Consider the following 19980-nt stretch of genomic DNA (forward strand, 5'->3'; position numbering starts at 1 on the left):
TCAAACCCCTCATTTGGCTTCTTTATTCACCGAGTTGATCAGGAATTTTCCAATCAAATCTTCCAGAACCAGTGACGACTGAGTGTCGCGAATAGTTCCGCCATCTTTGAGCAGTTCTTCATCACCACCCACGCTGATACCGACGTATTTCTCGCCGAGCAGACCCGCGGTGAGAATGGAGGCGGTCGAATCGGTCGGCAGATTGTCTACCCGGCTCTCCAACTCCATGGTCACCCGCCCGGTGTAGCTATCACGATCCAGGTCGATGGCCGTGACCTTACCGATGGTCACACCCGCCATGGTCACCTTGGCTCGCACGGTTAGACCGGCAATATTGTCGAAATGCGCATACAGCTTGTAAGTGTCCTGGCCAGTACCCATCGTCAAACCACTGACACGCAACGCCAGCAACAGCAAGGCCAACATCCCAGCCAGGAGGAACAGGCCGACACCAATTTCCAGGGTGCGGTTTTGCATCAGAAATCTCCAAACATCAAGGCCGTCAGGATAAAGTCCAGCCCCAGCACGGCGAGCGAGGCATAAACCACAGTTTTTGTCGTTGCGCGACTGATGCCTTCCGAAGTCGGCTCACAGTCATACCCCTGAAACACGGCGATCCAGGTCACCACAAAGGCAAAGACAACACTTTTGATTACACCGTTGAGCACGTCATCGGTGAACGACACCGTGTTTTGCATATTGGCCCAGAACGAGCCCTCGTAGACGCCAAGCCAGTCGATCGCCACCATGGCGCCGCCCCAGATGCCGACCACGCAGAAAACCATCGTCAGCAGCGGCAGCGAGATGAACCCGGCCCAGAGGCGCGGAGCAATGATGTATTTCAGCGGGTCGACGCCAATCATCTCCAGGCTGGAGAGCTGCTCGGTAGACTTCATATTGCCGATTTCAGCGGTCAGCGCCGAGCCGGCGCGGCCAGCGAACAGCAAAGCGGTGACCACCGGCCCGAGCTCGCGCAGCAGAGTCAGCGCCACCATCTGCCCGACCGCCTGCTCGGAGCCATAGTCGGACAGGATACTGAAGCCCTGCAACGACAGCACCATGCCGATGAAGACGCCGGAGACCACGATGATCACCAGCGACATCACCCCGACCGAATGGAGCTGTTTAATGAGCAAGTGCAGAAAACCATTGCCCAAGTTGCCGCGGCCAAATATGGCCCGCAACAGGAACAAGGTCGAGCTGCCGAGCGACTCGACTACATCGATACCGGCCCGGCCGAGCAGGCGAATCCGCTCGAGTATTGGCGTTTTGCGCATCAGCGCGCCCCCAGAAGATCATCGCGGTAATCCACCGCCGGGTAATGAAACGGCACCGGCCCATCCGCAATCCCCTGCATGAACTGGCGGATACGCGGGTTATCGGAATCCATCAATTCAGCTGGCGTACCCTGACCCAGCACCTGCGTGTCACCCACCACGAACAGGTAATCGGCGATGCTCGCGGTCTCTGCCAGATCGTGGGAAACCACGATACTGGTGATACCCAAGGCATCGTTAAGCAGGCGAATCAAACGCACCAAGATGCCCATGGCAATCGGGTCCTGGCCAACGAAGGGTTCGTCATACATGAGGATTTGCGGGTCCAGCGCGATCGCCCGAGCCAGCGCCACTCGACGTTTCATGCCGCCCGAGAGCTCATCCGGCATCAGCTCGATGGCACCCCGCAGGCCGACCGCCTGCAGCTTCATCAACACGATGTCGCGGATCATTTCCTCCGGCAACTGGGTATGCACGCGCAACGGGAAGGCGACGTTCTCGAACACATCGAGATCGGTGAACAGGGCGCCGCTCTGGAACAGCACGCCCATTTGCTTGCGCATATCGAACAAGGCGCTGCGTGAGAGATCGGGCAGGTTCTGGCCATTGACCCAAATCTCACCGCCGGCTGGGCGCAATTGGGCGCCAATCAAGCGTAACAGCGTGGTTTTACCGCACCCGGAAGGTCCCATGATGCCGGTGACCTTGCCACGCGGAATACGAATATCGACATTATTGAAAATGCTGCGCGAACCGCGCTTGAAGGACACGCCCTTCAGCTCGACCGCATAGGCGTTATCGGCACTCATCTGGACTCCTTGCGATGCAGCCTCCCTTTCAGACGCCACATCCCTCGGCGGGGACACCACGCTAACTGAACGGGCCGAATTAGCCGCGCACTATAACATTGCCGCCTTGCGCCACCCAAGATCGAAACAGCCTTCGTTCAGCATTGCGACGGCTCTGGCAAACAGGGTCCAGCGATGGAGGGTGAGCGCTTTGGCCTTTACGGCTATAATCGCCGCCTTTTCATCCGGCCACTGTATTTACGATATGAGCCAGTCCAGCGACCTGATCCAGTCCGCGCAGCGCACCATTCGCCTCGAACTCGAAGCCGTAGAGGGCCTGCGACCCCGTATCGATGCCTCTTTCGTGCGTGCCTGCGAGCTAATTCTGGCCAGCAAGGGCCGCGTCGTCGTCGTCGGCATGGGTAAGTCCGGGCATATTGGCAACAAGATCGCCGCCACCCTGGCCAGCACTGGCACCACGGCGTTCTTCGTCCACCCGGCGGAAGCCAGTCACGGCGACATGGGCATGATCACCCGCGACGATGTAGTGCTGGCCCTGTCGAACTCCGGCTCTACCGCAGAAATCGTCACCCTGCTGCCCTTGATCAAGCGACTCGGCATCACCCTCATCAGCATGACCGGCAACCCTGATTCGCCGCTGGCGAAAGCCGCCGAAGCCAATCTGGATGCCCGCGTCGCCCAGGAAGCCTGCCCACTGAACCTGGCGCCGACCTCCTCCACGACCGCCTCCCTGGTGCTCGGTGATGCCCTGGCGATTGCCCTGCTGGAAGCCCGCGGCTTTACTGCGGAAGACTTCGCCTTCTCCCACCCGGGTGGCGCCCTCGGCCGCCGCCTGCTGCTGAAAGTGGAAAACGTCATGCACGCCGGCGCCAGTCTGCCGCAGGTCCAACGCGGCACCTCGCTTAAAGGGGCTCTGCTGGAAATGACCCAGAAAGGCCTGGGCATGACCGCAGTACTCGAAGCGGATGGGCGCCTCGCCGGAATCTTCACCGACGGCGACCTGCGCCGCACCCTGGATCGCAGCATCGACCTGCGCCAAGCCAGCATCGACGAGGTCATGACGCCACATGGCAAAACCGCACGCCCGGAGATGCTGGCCGCCGAAGCGCTGAGGATCATGGAAGACCATAAAATCAGCGCGCTGGTGGTGGTCGATGAGCATGACCGCCCGGTGGGCGCCTTGAACATGCACGACCTGCTACGTGCGGGGGTAATGTAATGAGCAGCCCCGTGATAAACGCCGATCTGTTAAAGCGCGCTAAAAACGTCAAACTGGCGATTTTCGATGTCGACGGCGTACTCACCGACGGTCGTTTGTACTTCCTCACCGACGGCGGCGAATTCAAAACCTTCAACACCCTGGATGGCCACGGCATCAAGATGCTGATCGCCTCTGGAGTGCGCACCGCCATCATCAGCGGGCGCAAGACCCCAGTGGTCGAGCGTCGTGCACAGAACCTGGGCATCCAGCATCTGTACCAAGGCCGCGAAGACAAACTGGTGGTGCTCGACGAGCTACTGGGTGAACTCGGCCTAAGCTACGAACAGGTCGCCTACCTCGGCGATGACCTGCCCGACCTGCCAGTGATTCGCCGGGTCGGCCTGGGCATGGCCGTCGCCAGCGCCGACAGCTTCGTCCGCCAGCATGCCCACGGCGTTACCCACGCCCGCGGCGGCGAAGGTGCCGCCCGCGAGTTCTGCGAGTTGATCATGCGCGCCCAGGACAGCCTTGAAGCCGCCCAAACCGCCTATCTATAGAGCCGATCATGCTGCGCAAACTGCTTCTCTCCGTGTTTTTCACCCTCGCCGCCCTGCTGCTGGCGGCGCTTGGCTATTGGAATCTCAACCCGGACAGCCTGCTGGAGCAAACGCCCACAGCCAGCGCGGAACACGCCATCGACTTCTATGTGGTTAACGCCCGCACCGTGCAATATCAACCGGACGGCAAGCTGCATTACGAAATGACCTCCGACAAGGTCGAACACCTCAAAGCCAGCGACACCAGCCTGATGACCCGCCCAGACCTGCAACTTTATCGCGGCACCCCACAACCTTGGCATGTAAGCAGCGCCCGCGGCGAAGTGTCGCCGGGGGGTACCGAAGTCGAACTGATCGACGCCGTGCGCGTCGAGCGCACGGACGCCAAAGGTCGTCCGACCCTACTCACCACCAGCCGATTGACCCTGTTCCCCGACAAGGAATATGCGCAGACCCAGCAAGCCGTTAGAATCGAGGCGGCCAACGGGGTGACCACGGCACAAGGAATGAAAGCGTACTTGAATGACGGCAGGATGCTCCTGCTGTCCAACGTAAGAGGCCAGCATGAGGTTCGTTAATACTTTGTCTCTCCGGACCCTCCCCCTTCTGCTCAGCTTGAGTGCCGCACTTGGAAGCGCGAGCGCCTGGGCACTGCCGACCGACCGCGAGCAACCGATTCGCGTGCAAGCCGACAGCGCAGAACTCGATGACAAACAAGGCGTAGCGGTATACCGCGGCGACGTCGTCATTACCCAAGGCACCCTGAAGATCACCGGCCACACCGTGACCATCACGCAAACCGCCAGCGGCGATATCGAGGTCTTCACCGCCGTCGGCACACCGGCGTATTACGAGCAGAAACCTGCTGCCGACAAGCAGATCGTCAAGGCTTACGGCCTGACTATCCAGTATTTCGCCGCCAACGAGCGCATCGTGCTGATTGATCAAGCCAAGGTAGTTCAGGAAGGCAATACCTTCGAGGGCGAGAAAATCGTCTACGACACCCAGCGCCAGATCGTCAACGCCGGCCGCGCCACCGGCGCCAACGTGACCTCGCCGCGCCCGCGCATCGATATGGTGATCCAGCCGAAGAACAAACCCGCCGAGCAGAAGGCGCAGTAATGGCCATCCTGAAAGCCCAACACCTGGCCAAGAGCTACAAGGGCCGCCAAGTCGTGCGCGACGTCAGCCTGTCGATTGAGAGCGGGCAGATCGTCGGCCTGCTGGGCCCGAACGGCGCCGGCAAGACCACCTGTTTCTACATGATTGTCGGCCTGGTTAACGCCGACCAGGGCCGCGTACTGATCGATCAGCAGGACGTCACCCATCTGCCCATGCACGGCCGTGCCCGCGCCGGCATTGGTTATCTGCCGCAAGAGGCCTCGATTTTCCGCAAGCTCTCGGTCGCCGACAACATCCTGGCGATCCTCGAGACCCGTAAGGATCTCGATCGCACCGGCCGCCGCCAGGCCCTGGAAACCCTGTTGCAGGAGTTCCATATCAGCCACATTCGCGACAGCCTCGGCATGAGCCTGTCTGGCGGTGAGCGCCGCCGCGTGGAGATCGCCCGCGCGCTGGCCACCTCACCCAAATTCATCCTGCTCGATGAGCCCTTTGCCGGCGTTGACCCGATCTCGGTCGGCGATATCAAGCAAATCATCCACCACCTCAAGGCCAAGGGTATCGGCGTTTTGATCACCGATCACAACGTGCGTGAAACCCTGGATATTTGCGAAACCGCCTACATAGTCAACGACGGCCAATTGATCGCCGAAGGTGATGCCGAGACCATCCTGGCCAACCAACTGGTGAAAGAAGTCTACCTGGGCCATGAATTCCGCCTGTAGTTCGCCTAGCCGCCCACTACAGAAAATGTGCGAGGGCTAGGCAAAACCCTCGAGGTCAGGCATATAATTTGCTTCCTGGTGGCGCTTTGGCGCCCTGTAGTTGGATAGCGCATGTGCGCCGGCGAATAAGGTCCTAAGCCCCCTCCATGAAACCATCGCTAGTCCTTAAAATGGGCCAGCAGCTGACGATGACACCGCAGCTGCAACAGGCCATCCGCCTCCTCCAACTGTCTACCTTGGATCTGCAACAAGAGATTCAAGAAGCCTTGGAGTCGAATCCGATGCTCGAGCGCCAGGAAGACGGCGACGACTTCGACAACACCGACCCCCTGGCCGATGGTGCGGAGAGCGCCCCCGCCGCGCCCAACCCGGAGGAGTCCTACCAGGAAACCAGCTATCAGGAGTCCGCCCCCACGGTCGACAACCTGGAAGAGGGCGAATGGAACGAGCGCATCCCCAGCGAACTGCCAGTCGACACCGTCTGGGAAGACATCTACCAGACCAGCGCCAGCAGCCTGCCCAGCAACGATGATGACGAGTGGGATTTCACCACCCGCACCTCGGCCGGCGAGAGCCTGCAAAGCCACCTGCTCTGGCAGCTCAATCTGGCGCCGATGTCCGACAAGGATCGCCTGATCGCCGCCACGCTGATCGACTGCATCAACAATCAAGGCTATCTGGAAGAAACCCTGGAAGAGGTGCTAGAAGCCTTCGACCCCGAACTGGATATCGAACTGGACGAAGTGGAAGCGGTACTGCATCGCATCCAGCAGTTCGAGCCCGCCGGTATCGCCGCCCGCGACTTGCGCGAATGCCTGCTGCTGCAACTGCGCCAGCTGCCCGCCAAGACGCTCTGGCTGAGCGAAGCCCAGCGCCTGGCGGGCGACTACCTGGATTTGCTCGGCAGCCGCGACTACAGCCAGTTGATGCGCCGCATGAAGCTCAAGGAAGACGAGCTGCGCCAAGTGATCGAGCTGATTCAAAGCCTCAACCCGCGTCCCGGCTCACAGATCGAAGCCAGCGAACCGGAATACGTGGTACCCGACGTCATTGTGCGCAAGCACAACGAACGCTGGCTGGTGGAGCTTAATCAGGAAGCCATGCCGCGCCTGCGGGTCAATCCGCAATACGCAGGCTTCGTGCGCCGTGCCGACTCCAGTGCCGACAACACCTTCATGCGCAACCAGTTGCAGGAAGCCCGCTGGTTCATCAAGAGCCTACAGAGCCGCAACGAAACCCTGATGAAGGTCGCCACGCAGATCGTCGAGCACCAACGCGGCTTCCTCGATTATGGCGACGAGGCGATGAAGCCTTTGGTCTTGCACGACATCGCCGAAGCCGTGGGCATGCACGAGTCGACCATCTCGCGGGTGACCACGCAAAAATTCATGCACACCCCGCGCGGCATTTACGAGCTGAAATACTTCTTCTCCAGCCACGTCAGCACCTCCGAAGGCGGTGAATGCTCGTCTACCGCGATCCGCGCAATCATCAAAAAACTGGTTGCCGCGGAAAATGCGAAAAAGCCGTTGAGTGACAGCAAGATCGCTGGTTTACTGGAGGCACAGGGCATTCAGGTGGCCCGCCGCACAGTCGCCAAATACCGCGAATCCCTCGGGATAGCGCCTTCCAGTGAACGTAAGCGACTGCTGTAAGGGCTACACTGATCCAAGCCAAAGTGTTCCGGTGGCAGGCCCGTTAGCCTGTCTCTTACACACGGCAATAAGGAGAAAGCGGTATGCAAGTCAACATCAGTGGACATCAACTGGATGTGACCGACGCCCTACGCGCCTACATCGTCGAGAAACTCGAACGGGTGGAGCGCCACTTCGGAAAAATCACCAACGTGCAGGTCACCATGGAGGTCGAGAAGCTCAAACAGAAAATCGAAGCGACCCTGCACATCGCGGGCGGCGAAGTGGTCGCCCGCGCCGAACATGACGACATGTACGCCGCTATCGATCTACTCACCGATAAGGTCAACCGCCAACTTATCAAGCACAAGGAAAAGCAGCAGGGTCGCCTGCAAGGCGCCACCGCTCGCTGACACCATCCCCTACCCATGATTCGACTTGAAAACATACTGACCCCCGGCCGTTCCCTGGTGAGCGTGCCGGGAGGCAGCAAAAAACGTGTCCTCGAACAGATCGCCAACCTGGTCGCCCGCGAACTGCCCGACCTGGATGGACAAGACATTTTCGAGAGCCTGGTCGCCCGCGAAAAGCTTGGCTCAACCGGTTTCGGCAATGGCATCGCCATTCCACATTGCCGTCTGCCTGGCTGCGTATCGCCGATCAGCGCCCTGCTGCGCCTCGACGCCCCGGTAGACTTCGATGCTATCGACGGCGCCCCAGTAGACCTGCTGTTTGTCCTGCTAGTGCCAGAGGCCGCCACCGATGAGCACCTGGAGCTCCTGCGCCAGATCGCCAGCATGCTCGACCGTAGTGAGGTACGCGCACAGCTGCGCCACGCACACAGCAGTGACCGCCTGTACCAGGTAGTAGTGGACGTGCAGAACGGCCGCTAGGCGGAGGCGGAGCCTAATCATGCGTTTGATCATCGTCAGCGGCCGCTCCGGCTCGGGTAAGAGCACCGCCCTCGATGTCCTCGAGGACAACGGCTTCTATTGCATCGACAACCTGCCGGCCGGCCTACTCCCGGAACTGGCCGAGCGCGCCCTGTTGCACACCGAGCTGTTGCAGCCGCTGGTGGCCGTGTCGATCGATGCGCGCAACCTGCCGAGCCAGCTCAAGCGCTTTCCCGAACTGCTCGACGAAGTGCGCGCCCGGCACATCCAATGCGACGTGCTGTACCTCGACGCAGACGAAGAAACCCTGCTCAAGCGCTTCTCCGAGACCCGTCGCCGTCACCCACTGACCACCGCCGAGCGCTCGCTGGCCGAAGCCATTCACGACGAAAGCCTGCTACTCGGGCCGATCATCGATCTAGCCGACCTGAAGATCGACACCACGCATCTCAACCTCTACCAACTGCGCGACACACTCAAGCTGCGCTTACTGAATAAGCCGGAACCGGGTACCGCGTTCCTGGTCGAATCGTTTGGCTTCAAGCGCGGCATGCCGGTAGATGCGGATCTGGTCTTCGACGTGCGCTGCCTGCCCAATCCGTATTGGAAGCCGGAGCTGCGCGAGCACTCGGGCCTCGAGCCATCCGTCGCGCAATACCTGGCCGCGCAGCCGGATGTCGAAGAGATGTTCCAAGACATCCTCGCCTACTTGGTAAAATGGCTGCCGCGCTTCGCCGCAAGCAACCGCGCCTATGTCACCATCGCCATTGGTTGCACGGGCGGACATCACCGCTCGGTGTATCTGGCCGAGCGACTTGGCCAAGCGTTGAAAAAAACCTTAAAGAATATTCAGGTTCGCCACCGCGACCTTTAGTAGAAGGACTTAAACAGCGATGCCCGCCTGTGAAATCACCATCATCAACAAGCTTGGCCTACACGCGCGCGCGGCCGCCAAGTTTGTCGGCGTGGCCGGGCGCTTTCCTTGCCAGGTGCGCGTCGGTCGTGCGCCGGAATGCTACGTGGATGGCAAAAGCATCATGGCGGTCATGATGCTGGCCGCCGGTAAAGGCACCGCGATCCACCTGCACACCGAAGGTGAGCAGGACGATGACGCCTTAAATGCGCTGATCGAATTGATCAACAACCGCTTCGACGAAGGCGAATAGCTCAGCCGCGAGGTGGGCAAATCGCCACAGCGCTATGCCCACCCGAGGTTCCGTCAGCTCCCCGCCACCATCATCCGCTCGATCAAGACCGAACCCGTACGCACATTGCTGCGCAGTTCCAGGTCGCTACCCACCGCCAGAATCTGCTTGAACATATCACGCAGATTGCCGGCGATAGTGACTTCCTGCACCGGGAACTGGATCTCACCGTTCTCGACCCAGAACCCACCGGCACCGCGCGAGTAGTCGCCGGTCACCAGATTCAGCCCCTGCCCCATCAGCTCGGTGACCAATAGCCCGCGGCCCATGCGCCGGATCAGCGCCGCCTGGTCATCCTCGCCATGGCTGACGAACAGGTTATGCACGCCGCCGGAATTCGCCGTACTTGGCAGACCCAGCTTGCGCCCGGAGTAGGTACCCAGGATGTAGGAACGCAACTCACCGCCCTCGACGAAAGACTTGGCGTAGGTCGCCAGGCCATCGCCATCGAACGCCGCGCTGCCCAGCGCCCGCGGGATATGTGGACGCTCATCGAGGCTCAGCCACTCTGGAAACAGCTGCTGACCCAGGGCGCCTTCGAGGAAGGACGATTTGCGATACAGGTTGCCGCCGGAGATCGCCGAGAGGAAATGGCCGAACAAGCCGGTGGCCAGTTCCGCGGCAAACAGCACCGGCACCTCGCAGGTCGGCACCGGACGCGCACCCAGGCGGCTGACCGCCCGCTCGGCGGCACGCCGGCCGATACTGCCGGCATCGGCCAGATCCTCGCCACGCCGGTTGACGTCATACCAGTAGTCGCGCTGCATCAGCCCGTCAGCCTCGGCGATCATCACGCAACTCAGGCTCTGCCGGGTGCTGGCGTAACCACCGACAAACCCATGACTGTTGCCATACACGCGGCAGCCCTGGTGCGTATTGAGGGTGGTGCCGTCGGCGTTCTTGATCCGCTTATCCGCGGCAAAGGCCGCCGCTTCACAGCTCAGCGCCCGCTCGATGGCCTGCTCCGGGGTGATATCCCAGGCATGGTAGAGATCCAGATCCGGCAAGTCGCGCGCCATCAGCTCAGGAGCGGCCAGCCCGGCACAGTCGTCCTCGGAGGCATGCTTGGCGATGGCCAGGGCCGCGGCCACCGTCTCGCGGATCGCCGAGTCACCGCTCGCCGAGGTGCTCGCCGAGCCCTTACGCTGACCGACATACAGGGTGATGCCAAAGCCCTGATCGCGGTTGAACTCCACAGTCTCCACTTCGCCCTGGCGCACCGAGGTGGACAAGCCCTGCTCCACCGATACCGCGACCTCACAGGCACTGGCGCCTTGCTGCTTGGCCTCGGCAATAATCCGCGCGACCTGCGCCTGCAATTCCGGCAAGGCCTGGGGGCCGACTACCTCTGCTGCACTCATAACCCACTCCACTTCTAAGAACCTGCTCAATGTCTGCTGCGCTTGGTGATGCTGCGTTGAAAACAGGCTCGGACTGCTCATTTACAGCTCGTAAACTCCGCATCCTCGCCTGTTTTCGCCTTGCCTGACCTGCGCTCGCGGCGACCTTGAACAGGTTCTATGGTCAGTCACCCGACCGGGCCGGACAAGCGGCCCTCGACTCGTTATCATGGCGGCGTTTCCAACTGGATCAGCCCCATGTCTGAATATTCCGACGACTTCTCCGAGGAGAAGAGCAAAACCCAAGTCAAACGCGAGCTGCATGCTCTAGTCGACCTCGGCGAGCGCCTGACAACCCTCAAACCCGACCTGATCGCACGCCTGCCGCTGACCGACGCCCTGCGTCGCGCCCTGGCCGAAGCGCCGAAGCATACGGCGAACATCGCCCGTAAACGGCATATCCAGTTCATCGGCAAGCTGATGCGCGATCAGAACATCGACGAAATCCTGGTCCTGCTGGACCAACTGGATGCGTCTACCCGTCAGTACAACGAACGTTTCCATGGTCTGGAACGCTGGCGCGACCGTTTGATCAACGGCGGCGACGACGTTCTCGAAGCCTTTGTCGGCGATTATCCGCAGGCTGACCGGCAGCATTTGCGCCAACTGATCCGTCAGGCCCAGCACGAAACGGCACACAACAAGCCACCCGCCGCCACGCGCAAAATCTTCAAATACATCCGCGAGCTGGACGAGAGCAAACGCGGGTTGCGTTAAGCGAACTCTCGCGCAATCCCGGGTGGGTTAGCCGCATCGCGGCGTAACCCGCCCTAGGCCCCTGTCCCGCCCACGGTAATCGCATCGATCTTCAGCGTCGGCTGACCGACGCCCACCGGCACCGACTGACCGTCCTTCCCGCAGGTGCCGACCCCGCTGTCCAGCGCCAGATCGTTGCCAACCATCGACACCCGGCCCATGGCTTCCGGCCCGTTACCAATCAAAGTGGCCCCTTTGACCGGCGCGGTGATCTTGCCATCCTCGATCAAGTAGGCCTCGCTGGTGGAGAACACGAACTTGCCGCTGGTGATATCGACCTGACCACCGCCGAGGTTGGCGCAGTAAATGCCCTTCTTCACCGAGGCGATGATCTCTTGCGGGTCGCTCTCGCCGGCCAACATATAGGTGTTGGTCATCCGCGGCATCGGCAGGTGCGCGTACGACTCACGCCGGCCATTGCCGGTGGCGGCCACGCCCATCAGACGCGCGTTCAGCTTGTCCTGCATATAGCCCTTGAGCACGCCGTTTTCGATCAGCGTGGTGCACTGGGTCGGCGTGCCTTCGTCGTCCAGGCTCAGCGAGCCGCGGCGCCCCGCCAGGGTCCCGTCGTCGACTATGGTGCAGAGGCTGGAGGCCACTTGCTGGCCCATGCGCCCGCTATAGGCCGAACTGCCCTTGCGATTGAAGTCACCCTCCAGGCCATGGCCGACCGCCTCATGCAGCAGGACGCCAGACCAACCAGCGCCCATCACCACCGGGAAGGTGCCGGCCGGTGCCGGGATGGCTTCCAGATTGACCAGCGCCTGACGCAACGCCTCACGGGCATAACCCATGGCGCGGTCTTCGTTGAGGCTGTCCTTACTGAGAAAGTAGCGATAATCGGAGCGACCGCCGCCACCATGGCCACCGCGCTCGCGACGACCATTCTGCTCGACTATCACGCTGACATTGAAGCGCACCAACGGCCGCACATCGGCGCCGAGGCTGCCGTCGTTGGCGGCGACCAGAATCCGCTCCCAGACGCCCGCCAGACTGACGGTGACCTGTTTGATCCGCGGGTCCAGCGCCCGCGTAGCGACATCCACCCGTTTGAGCAGCTCGACTTTCTCCGCCCGGCTGAGCACTTCCAGCGGGTTCTCCGGTGCATACAGGCGTGCAACTTGCGGGCTGGCAAAGGCCTGCACGCGGCCATGCTGGCCGGCGCGGGCAATCGAGCGTGCGGCTCGGGCGGCCTGACTCAAGGCTTCGGCGGTGATCGCATTGCTATAGGCGAAGCCGGTTTTCTCACCGGACTGTGCGCGTACGCCGACACCCTGATCGAGATTGAAACTACCTTCCTTGACGATGCCGTCCTCCAGTACCCAAGTCTCCGAAACCTGGCCATGGAAATACAGGTCAGCCGCATCGATCCCCGGGCCGGCCAATTCGCTTAGCACCGCTGGCAGGCTTTCGATGCTCAGACCGCCAGGGCCCAACAGGTGCTCACTGACGGATAACAACAACTCACTCATAGTCACTCCATAGGCTCTCAGAGCCTTTAGGTCGGCCGTACGACGGACGACACAGAAAATCGGCGGTGGCTGTACACCGGCATACGTTGACGGATCGCCGCCTGCTCGGCTGCATCGCGACTGGCCAAGAGCAGCGCCTCGCCCTGAGCCTGCTCGGCCAATACTCGCCCCCAGGGGTCGATGATTGCCGAATGGCCAAAAGTTTCGCGCCCCTTCGGGTGCATGCCGCCCTGGCCGGCGGCCAACAGGTAACACTGCGTCTCGATGGCCCGCGCGCGCACCAGGACTTGCCAATGCGCGGCGCCGGTCACCGCGGTAAACGCCGAAGGCGCGCTGATCAATTCAGCGCCAGCCTCCCGCAGCGCGCCATACAACTCGGGGAAGCGCAGGTCGTAGCACACCGTCAGCCCCAAGCGCCCCACCGGAGTATCCGCCACCACGAGCTGCGAACCATGGGCGTAATCGTCGGACTCGCGGTAGCGACCGCGGCTGTCGGCCACATCCACATCAAACAGATGCAGCTTGTCGTAACGTGCCACCCGTTCGCCCTGCTCATCGATCAGCAACGAACAGGCATGCGCCTTAGCCTCCGGTTGACCGTCGGGCGGCAGCGGCAAGGTGCCGGCCACTATCCATAACTTGAGGTCACGGGCGGCCTGTTTCAACCAGGGCAGGATCGGGCCTTCACCCAAGGCTTCGGCCCGCCCGAGGACGGCCAGGTCACGGCGGCCCATGGCGGCAAAGTTTTCCGGCAGCACCGCAAGCCGCGCACCACCGGCGGCGGCTTGCTCGAGCAGGCGACGGGCATGGATAAGGTTGGCCAGTACATCGTCCTGGCTAACCATCTGAATCACGGCGAGGGACATACCGCGCTCCCAGAAAGACATAACCGCATGCTAACCCATGCAGCGAGCCGCGGCGTTAGCGAGGTTTTTCAAAAGGCTTATCGAAGCTGATTTTCGGATCCTGCCAGGGGCCTTTCACGCTGTACTGCACGCTGGCGAAACGCGCCACCTGCTTGCCCAGCAGCTTGTCGACCACGAACAACGCCCCACCGATGGCCGGAGCGCCGACGATCAAGGCGGCCAGCGGCAAGTTGTTGCTCAATGGCAGCGTCACCAGCAGCTTGGCATCGATTTGATCGCTGGCCATGTCCAAGGTGCCATTCAGCTCGAGGTTACTCGACGGCCCGGTCAGGGTAATAGGTTTACGCGTCACGTAGACACCATTGCTGGCCACCAGCAGGCCTTTGACTCGGTCGTAACTCAGACCCTTGCCCAGCAGGTCGGAGAAGTCCAGGCGCAGCCGCCGACCGATTGAGTTGAAGTTGAGCAAGCCGAACACCCGCAGCGCCGCGGCTGAGCCTTGCGCCTCGACGAACTGGCCCTTACGCAGACTGGCATCGAGCTCACCCGACAACCGCTTGAGGCTGACCCAGGCCGGCGACCCGGGCCAGCGCCCATCGACATCCAGGTGGAAACTTTCGCTGGTGGCCGTCGGCGCGAAATTCCAGGCGAGCAGCACATCGGCCAAGTTCTTGCCCTCTAGCCGGCCTTTGTACCAGCTACTGCTGGCGCCGGGCGCGCCCTCCCAGCCAGCAGTGCCACCCAGCTGCATGCCCTTGAGGCCCAGATTCAACTCGCTGAACGTTACCCCGTTGGCAGTCGGCCGCGCTTTCAGCGACCAGGCCCCCAGCAGACTGTCACCCTGCAAGACTTGGGCGATCTGGATATCCAGCGCCGGAATCTGCCGCGGATCGACCGCCGCGAGCGGGTCAGGCCCAGCCACCTCGGTGGGCGGCTTGGGCTTGGCGGCGGGGAAGCGTAGGCGCTCGAGGTTGACCGTGATGGCCGCCGCGCTGGCATCCGGCAAACCGATCCGGCCTTTGAGCTGAGCGTTGTCGAGGTCCAACGTCCAGCCCCCATTGGCACGGGCCAACTGCACACTCAGGTTCTCCAGCGAGGCGCCGAAGCCACGGAAGCTGCCGATCTGCAGTTCGGCACTGCTGAGCAACTGCTTGGCGCCATCGCCCTGGTCAGCCGCATAGCGTTTGCCCAGCGCCTGCCAGGCCTCCCAATCCAACTCACTCAGGCTACCGCGTACGCGCAGCCCTTTGCTGCTCGGCAAACTGGACGGCTCCTGGCCCAAGCGCAGTTCAGCCCGGCCATCGGCCAAGCGGCCAAGCGGCGCCGCCAAGGTCAGGCTGGCCAGCTTGGCATAGTCCAACCAGTAACGCCGCTCCGCACCCTGCAGGGTCATGCGCCACTCGGTCGGGCGCTCATCGGCGGCCGCTTTGCCAAAGGGTGCCGGCAGGTCGATCGCCAGCCCTTTCAGGCTGGAGTCGACGCGCAGCTGGCTGTCGGCACCCTCCAGGGTCAGCCACAATTGATAGGGCAACTCGCCGGACAACGGCAGTGGCTGGGTCGCACCCAGCCAATCGGTCAGGCTGTTCAGCGCCACTTGACCGCCCGCCTCGATCCGCGTCAGCGGCCGACCGCGCGCGCCAGCGGCGATGGCTTTGCCGCGAACCGCCCGGCCAAAGACCTGAGCGCGGATATCCGGCGCACTCAGGCCGCTGGCCGTATCGAAGCGGAACGCGCCTTTCAGTTGAGTCAATTCGAGGTTGGGGTTAGCCAGCTTGAGGCGCGCACCGTCGGCCGAAAAGTCGACCACTACAGTGGGCGGCACACCATGGCTCAGTGGAATATCCAGGTTGAGCTTGCCGCTGAGCGCGCCCTCACCCTGCCAGCCGGCGAAGGTTTCAGCGGTGCCCAGTGGCGTGTCCTGAAGAATTTTCAGCGCATCGGCCACATTGCTCCGCACCTCGCCAACCAGCAGCAAGCGCGGCGTCTGGCCCGGCTCGACATGCGCAATGTCGACGCTGACAGCACTCACAGTACTGTCGAGCAAACGCCCTTCCGGCACCTGCACGCGCACCCCGCGGTCCTCGATAAACACATCACCGCGCGCGCCGCGCAGTGCTGGCCAGCCGGGCTGGAAGGCCAACTCGGCGTCATGCACCTTGAAGAACAGGCTGAGGCTGCGCGCCGCATCCTCCGCGCCCTTGTTCAGCGAGCCCTGATACTGAAAATAGCCCTCGTCGATGGCGCCAGCACGGATCGCCGTCTTCAGCCAGTTGGCCAGCTCCGGGCTGAGCCCAGTGGCCAGCGTCGGTAAGTATTTCTCGGTGTAGCGGGCGTCGCCCTCGCGCAGGCCGACACGCAGGTCCATATAGTCTTCCGTCGCCGGATCGCGCATCAGGCGGATCAGGAAATCGCCGGCGAGCTTACCCTCGTCACCCACTACTTGCAGGTAGGGGCTGATCAGGGTGAAGGCCTGCTCGTCGAGGCGCCAAGTCAACCGGGCATTGGCCTTCTGATAGCGCCAGGGCTTGGGAAACAGGTGATCCAGGTGCAAGGCGAAGTTCTCGGTCGCCAGGCGCAGCTCGCCCTGACCCAGGTCGCCACTGATGCTGCCGCTGACATTTTCCACCGCCGGCGCCCCGCCATAGGCATCGAAGCTGATGTTTTCCAGGTTGCCGGCAAATTGCACACGCTGGTCGGCGCTGGCCTGCGGCCGGTACGCCAGTTGCAGGTTGCGCAAGACACCCTGGGGTTGCAGGCCGCCCAACACCGCGGCGAGGGTTTCCGGCAACGGTGCCAGCGCCTCGATTGCCGGAGCCAACGGCGTCAGGTTGAGACGATCCGCCGTGAGTTGCCAGCGCTCCTCGCCATCCGCGCTGGCGGCCTGATGAGTGAGGCCCAGCTGCGCCTCACCCCAACGGGTCTCACCGAAGCTCACGGCGAGCGAGTCGAGCAGCAACTGAAAACCTTTAGGCGTCCGGTCGAAGTAGCCCGTGAGTGCCAAATCCTGCAGCTTCACCGGCTTGCGCTGGGCGTAAGCGGCGCTCAGCTCGGGCGCATGCACACGCGCCACCGCGCGCTGGATGCCGCCCTTGGCCCAGGACAGCCAGAATTCGCCGCCTGCCTGGAGGCGCTCGACGTGCCAGTCGCGCGTCAGGCCCGCCGGCAGCCAGCGCGCCCAATCGCTCTGCGGCAGGCTGAGATACAGCTCGGCCTCCGCCTCCTGCCATGTTCCCGGGCGCAAGTGGGTGCGCAGGCTCAGGGCCAACGGCTGGCCATCGGGTAGGGTCAAACGGCCGTCCAGGCGCTGACGGCTTATGCCATTACGCAGGCTCAAGTTGACATAGGTGAGGGTCAACGGCGCCTCGCCATGAGGCTCGAGGGTCAGTTGGCTATCCAGCAACGAAATGCGCGCGACCATTTGCAGGCCGGCGAGCCATTGCGCCGGATCCACCGGCGCGGATTCGGCACGCGCCGGCAAGCCTTCCAGCGACCACCGGCCGTCGGCGTCCTGTTGCACACTGAGCTGCAGGCCCTCCAGCTCCAGCCGGGCAACCCGCACCTGACGCGCCAGCAAGCTGGCCACTACATCCGGCACCACCCGCACCTGATCCAGCCGCACCGCACTGGCGCCTTCGCCAACCTGCACGTCATGCGCCAGCAGCAGCGGCGCCCATCCCTGCCAACGGCCTTCCAGACTACCGATAGTCAGCGGCAAACCCAGAGTCGCCTGCACCTTGCTCTCGACTTCGCCGCGATACTCGGCGACCCAAGGCACCAGCTCGCGGCCGAGGCTGACATACAGCGCCGCCAGCACCAGACCTAAGGCACAGAGCTCCCAACTCCAGCGCAGCAGAGTGGCGAACAGGCGGGCGAGACGTTCCATTTCAGTTCGGCTCCACAAGCAAGTGCACATCCCGGCACTGAGAGTGCCCGGCGTCAAGCGGAGCACTCTCAGAGCAGAACCACATCGTATTGCTCCTGCGAATACATGGTCTCGACCTGAAACTTGATGGTGCGGCCAATAAAGCTTTCCAGGTCGGCCACGTTGCCCGACTCCTCGTCCAACAGCCGGTCGACGACTTTCTGGTTCGCCAGCACGCGGTAGCCTTCGGCCTGATAGGCACGGGCCTCACGGAGGATCTCGCGGAAGATTTCGTAGCAGATGGTCTCCGCGGTCTTCAGCTTGCCGCGCCCCTGGCAGCTGATGCAGGGCTCGCAGAGCACCTGTTCGAGGCTCTCACGGGTGCGTTTGCGGGTCATCTGCACCAAGCCCAACTCGGTGATGCCAATGATATTGGTCTTGGCGTGGTCGCGCTCCAGCTGCTTCTCCAGGGTCCGCAGTACCTGGCGCTGGTGCTCTTCGTCTTCCATGTCGATGAAGTCGATGATGATGATCCCACCCAAGTTGCGCAGGCGCAGTTGCCGGGCAATCGCGGTGGCGGCCTCGAGGTTGGTCTTGAAGATGGTTTCTTCCAGCGTGCGATGGCCGACGAAGGCGCCGGTGTTCACATCGATGGTGCTCATCGCCTCGGCCGGGTCGATGATCAGGTAACCGCCGGACTTGAGCGGCACCTTGCGCTCCAGCGCCTTCTGGATCTCGTCCTCGACGCCATACAGATCGAAGATCGGCCGCTCGCCAGGGTAGTGCTCCAGGCGGTCGGCGATTTCCGGCATCAGTTCATCGACGAACTGGGTGATTTTCTGGAAGGTCTCGCGCGAGTCGATGCGCAGCTTCTCGGTGCGCAGGCTGACCAGATCCCGCAGGGTGCGCAGGGCCAGGCTGAGATCCTCGTAAATCACCGACGGGGTGGGCGCCGTTGTCATCTGGGTGCCGATCTGCTCCCACAACCGACGCAGATAACGAATGTCCGCGATGATTTCGTCGGCACCCGCGCCATCGGCGGCGGTGCGCAGGATAAAGCCACCGCTCTCCTCTATCCCCTCGGCCGCGATGCAGTCGGCCACCACCCGCTTCAGGCGCTCACGCTCGACTTCATCTTCAATCCGCAGCGAGATCCCGACATGACTGGTGCGCGGCATATAGACGAGATAGCGCGAGGGAATCGACAGCTGCGTGGTCAGGCGCGCGCCCTTGCTGCCGATCGGGTCCTTGGTCACCTGCACCACCAGGCTCTGGCCTTCGTGGACCAGCGCACTGATGCTCTCCACGGCACTGCCTTCGCGGCTGGAAATCTCCGAGGCATGGATGAACGCCGCACGCTCCAGGCCGATATCGACGAACGCCGCCTGCATCCCCGGCAGCACCCGTACCACCTTGCCTTTATAGATGTTGCCGACGATGCCGCGGCGCTGGGTGCGCTCGACATGCACCTCCTGCAGCACCCCGTTTTCCACCACCGCCACGCGCGACTCCATCGGCGTGATGTTGATCAGAATCTCTTCGCTCATGCTTGCGTCTCGCTCAGGTGCTGCCAACAGGGAATGCCGAAATCGGCGAGCAGCTCCGCGGTTTCGCACAGCGGCAGGCCGACCACCGCCGAATAACTGCCGCGCAGAGCGCTGACGAACACCGCCGCCAACCCCTGGATAGCATAACCACCGGCTTTGTCCTGCGGCTCACCGCTGGCCCAATAGGCTTCGGCTTCGGCGCGCGACAGCGGACGAAACGCCACCTGGCTTCGCACCACTCGCACCTCACTACGCTGCGCCGAAGCGACGGCCACGGCGGTCAGCACTTCATGCTCGCGCCCCGCAAGGACCGCCAGCATGGCCAGGGCTTCCGCCCGATCCTGCGGTTTACCGAGAATGCGCCCATCGAGCACCACCGCCGTATCGGCACCGAGCACCACCGCACCGGCAAGGGTTTCCAAGGCAGCCAGCCCGGTCGCCGCCTTGGCGCAAGCCAAACGCTCTACATAGGCCTTTGGCGCCTCATCTGGCAATGGATTTTCATCGATAGGAGCGCTGAGCGTGAAGAAGGGCACACCGATTTGCGCCAGCAATTCTCGTCGGCGCGGCGACCCGGAGGCCAAGTAAAGCGTGGCCATGCAGACCTCTCCCTGTCGAACAGTGCAGGTCGGCAGCCCGCTGGCCGCAACCCGT

Annotated in this window: 20 protein-coding genes; 11 read left to right on the plus strand and 9 right to left on the minus strand. The window is 62.4% G+C overall.

Translation table 11 applies throughout. The features are described 5' to 3' along the window. Nucleotides 1-9: 9 nt before the first annotated feature. From mlaD to FFS13_RS05805, 3 genes are read right to left on the minus strand one after another with little or no spacing between them, the layout of a single operon-like run. Nucleotides 10-477 carry an outer membrane lipid asymmetry maintenance protein MlaD gene (mlaD, locus tag FFS13_RS05795; RefSeq protein ID WP_137818157.1) on the minus strand — a complete coding sequence of 156 codons (468 nt, stop codon included), beginning with the start codon at nucleotides 475-477 and terminating at the stop codon, nucleotides 10-12. Beyond that, nucleotides 477-1277 carry a lipid asymmetry maintenance ABC transporter permease subunit MlaE gene (gene mlaE, locus FFS13_RS05800; protein ID WP_137818158.1) on the minus strand — a complete coding sequence of 267 codons (801 nt, stop codon included), beginning with the start codon at nucleotides 1275-1277 and terminating at the stop codon, nucleotides 477-479. Before mlaE ends, mlaD begins: the two co-directional genes overlap by 1 nt. Next, nucleotides 1277-2086: an ATP-binding cassette domain-containing protein gene (locus FFS13_RS05805; RefSeq protein ID WP_137818159.1), complete on the minus strand. Its 810-nt coding sequence runs from the start codon at nucleotides 2084-2086 to the stop codon at nucleotides 1277-1279. Before FFS13_RS05805 ends, mlaE begins: the two co-directional genes overlap by 1 nt. Nucleotides 2087-2330: 244 nt before the next feature. Between FFS13_RS05805 and FFS13_RS05810 the strand changes: the two genes are divergently transcribed. From FFS13_RS05810 to FFS13_RS05855, 10 genes are all read left to right on the plus strand, one after another. Beyond that, complete coding sequence (locus FFS13_RS05810; protein WP_137818160.1) at nucleotides 2331-3305, plus strand: KpsF/GutQ family sugar-phosphate isomerase; 975 nt, start codon at nucleotides 2331-2333, stop codon at nucleotides 3303-3305. A gap of 14 nt (nucleotides 3306-3319) precedes the next feature. Continuing rightward, entirely contained in the window at nucleotides 3320-3844 is a 525-nt protein-coding gene (locus FFS13_RS05815) for an HAD family hydrolase (RefSeq protein ID WP_256657830.1), read from the plus strand. 8 nt (nucleotides 3845-3852) lie between these two features. Continuing rightward, on the plus strand, nucleotides 3853-4422 hold the full coding sequence (gene lptC / locus FFS13_RS05820) for an LPS export ABC transporter periplasmic protein LptC (RefSeq protein WP_137818162.1): 570 nt from the start codon (nucleotides 3853-3855) through the stop codon (nucleotides 4420-4422). After that, a complete protein-coding gene (lptA, locus tag FFS13_RS05825) occupies nucleotides 4409-4966 on the plus strand; it encodes a lipopolysaccharide transport periplasmic protein LptA (protein ID WP_137818163.1) in 558 nt (185 codons plus the stop codon). Before lptC ends, lptA begins: the two co-directional genes overlap by 14 nt. Continuing rightward, complete coding sequence (lptB, locus tag FFS13_RS05830) at nucleotides 4966-5691, plus strand: LPS export ABC transporter ATP-binding protein (protein WP_137818164.1); 726 nt, start codon at nucleotides 4966-4968, stop codon at nucleotides 5689-5691. The genes lptA and lptB overlap by 1 nt, the downstream gene beginning before the upstream one ends. A 146-nt stretch (nucleotides 5692-5837) precedes the next feature. Then, on the plus strand, nucleotides 5838-7346 hold the full coding sequence (locus tag FFS13_RS05835; RefSeq protein WP_137818165.1) for an RNA polymerase factor sigma-54: 1509 nt from the start codon (nucleotides 5838-5840) through the stop codon (nucleotides 7344-7346). An 83-nt stretch (nucleotides 7347-7429) separates the two neighbouring features. Next, complete coding sequence (gene hpf / locus FFS13_RS05840; RefSeq protein WP_137818166.1) at nucleotides 7430-7738, plus strand: ribosome hibernation-promoting factor, HPF/YfiA family; 309 nt, start codon at nucleotides 7430-7432, stop codon at nucleotides 7736-7738. 15 nt (nucleotides 7739-7753) lie between these two features. Further along, nucleotides 7754-8218 carry a PTS IIA-like nitrogen regulatory protein PtsN gene (gene ptsN / locus FFS13_RS05845; protein ID WP_137818167.1) on the plus strand — a complete coding sequence of 155 codons (465 nt, stop codon included), beginning with the start codon at nucleotides 7754-7756 and terminating at the stop codon, nucleotides 8216-8218. Nucleotides 8219-8237: 19 nt separating this feature from the next. Beyond that, entirely contained in the window at nucleotides 8238-9092 is an 855-nt protein-coding gene (rapZ, locus tag FFS13_RS05850) for an RNase adapter RapZ (protein WP_137818168.1), read from the plus strand. Nucleotides 9093-9111: 19 nt separating this feature from the next. After that, a complete protein-coding gene (locus FFS13_RS05855; protein WP_137818169.1) occupies nucleotides 9112-9384 on the plus strand; it encodes an HPr family phosphocarrier protein in 273 nt (90 codons plus the stop codon). Between the two features lie 53 nt (nucleotides 9385-9437). On the opposite strand, the gene pmbA is transcribed toward FFS13_RS05855, so the two are convergent. After that, complete coding sequence (gene pmbA, locus FFS13_RS05860; protein WP_137818170.1) at nucleotides 9438-10784, minus strand: metalloprotease PmbA; 1347 nt, start codon at nucleotides 10782-10784, stop codon at nucleotides 9438-9440. A gap of 237 nt (nucleotides 10785-11021) precedes the next feature. Between pmbA and yjgA the strand changes: the two genes are divergently transcribed. Beyond that, nucleotides 11022-11540: a ribosome biogenesis factor YjgA gene (yjgA, locus tag FFS13_RS05865; protein WP_137818171.1), complete on the plus strand. Its 519-nt coding sequence runs from the start codon at nucleotides 11022-11024 to the stop codon at nucleotides 11538-11540. A 53-nt stretch (nucleotides 11541-11593) separates the two neighbouring features. On the opposite strand, the gene tldD is transcribed toward yjgA, so the two are convergent. The 5 genes from tldD to FFS13_RS05890 all read right to left on the minus strand — a co-directional run bounded on the left by tldD (nucleotide 11594) and on the right by FFS13_RS05890 (nucleotide 19925). After that, on the minus strand, nucleotides 11594-13051 hold the full coding sequence (tldD, locus tag FFS13_RS05870; protein ID WP_137818172.1) for a metalloprotease TldD: 1458 nt from the start codon (nucleotides 13049-13051) through the stop codon (nucleotides 11594-11596). Between the two features lie 26 nt (nucleotides 13052-13077). Further along, the gene (locus FFS13_RS05875) at nucleotides 13078-13917 is read right to left on the minus strand and encodes a carbon-nitrogen hydrolase family protein (protein ID WP_137818173.1); all 840 of its coding nucleotides are present in this window, start codon (nucleotides 13915-13917) and stop codon (nucleotides 13078-13080) included. Between the two features lie 55 nt (nucleotides 13918-13972). Next, a complete protein-coding gene (locus FFS13_RS05880) occupies nucleotides 13973-17800 on the minus strand; it encodes a YhdP family protein (RefSeq protein WP_137818174.1) in 3828 nt (1275 codons plus the stop codon). A 68-nt stretch (nucleotides 17801-17868) separates the two neighbouring features. Beyond that, the gene (gene rng, locus FFS13_RS05885; protein WP_137818175.1) at nucleotides 17869-19326 is read right to left on the minus strand and encodes a ribonuclease G; all 1458 of its coding nucleotides are present in this window, start codon (nucleotides 19324-19326) and stop codon (nucleotides 17869-17871) included. Beyond that, the gene (locus FFS13_RS05890; RefSeq protein ID WP_137818176.1) at nucleotides 19323-19925 is read right to left on the minus strand and encodes a nucleoside triphosphate pyrophosphatase; all 603 of its coding nucleotides are present in this window, start codon (nucleotides 19923-19925) and stop codon (nucleotides 19323-19325) included. Before FFS13_RS05890 ends, rng begins: the two co-directional genes overlap by 4 nt. Nucleotides 19926-19980: the final 55 nt, after the last annotated feature.

Source organism: Pseudomonas sp. 2FG, assembly GCF_005502935.1.
Taxonomy (GTDB): Bacteria; Pseudomonadota; Gammaproteobacteria; order Pseudomonadales; family Pseudomonadaceae; genus Aquipseudomonas.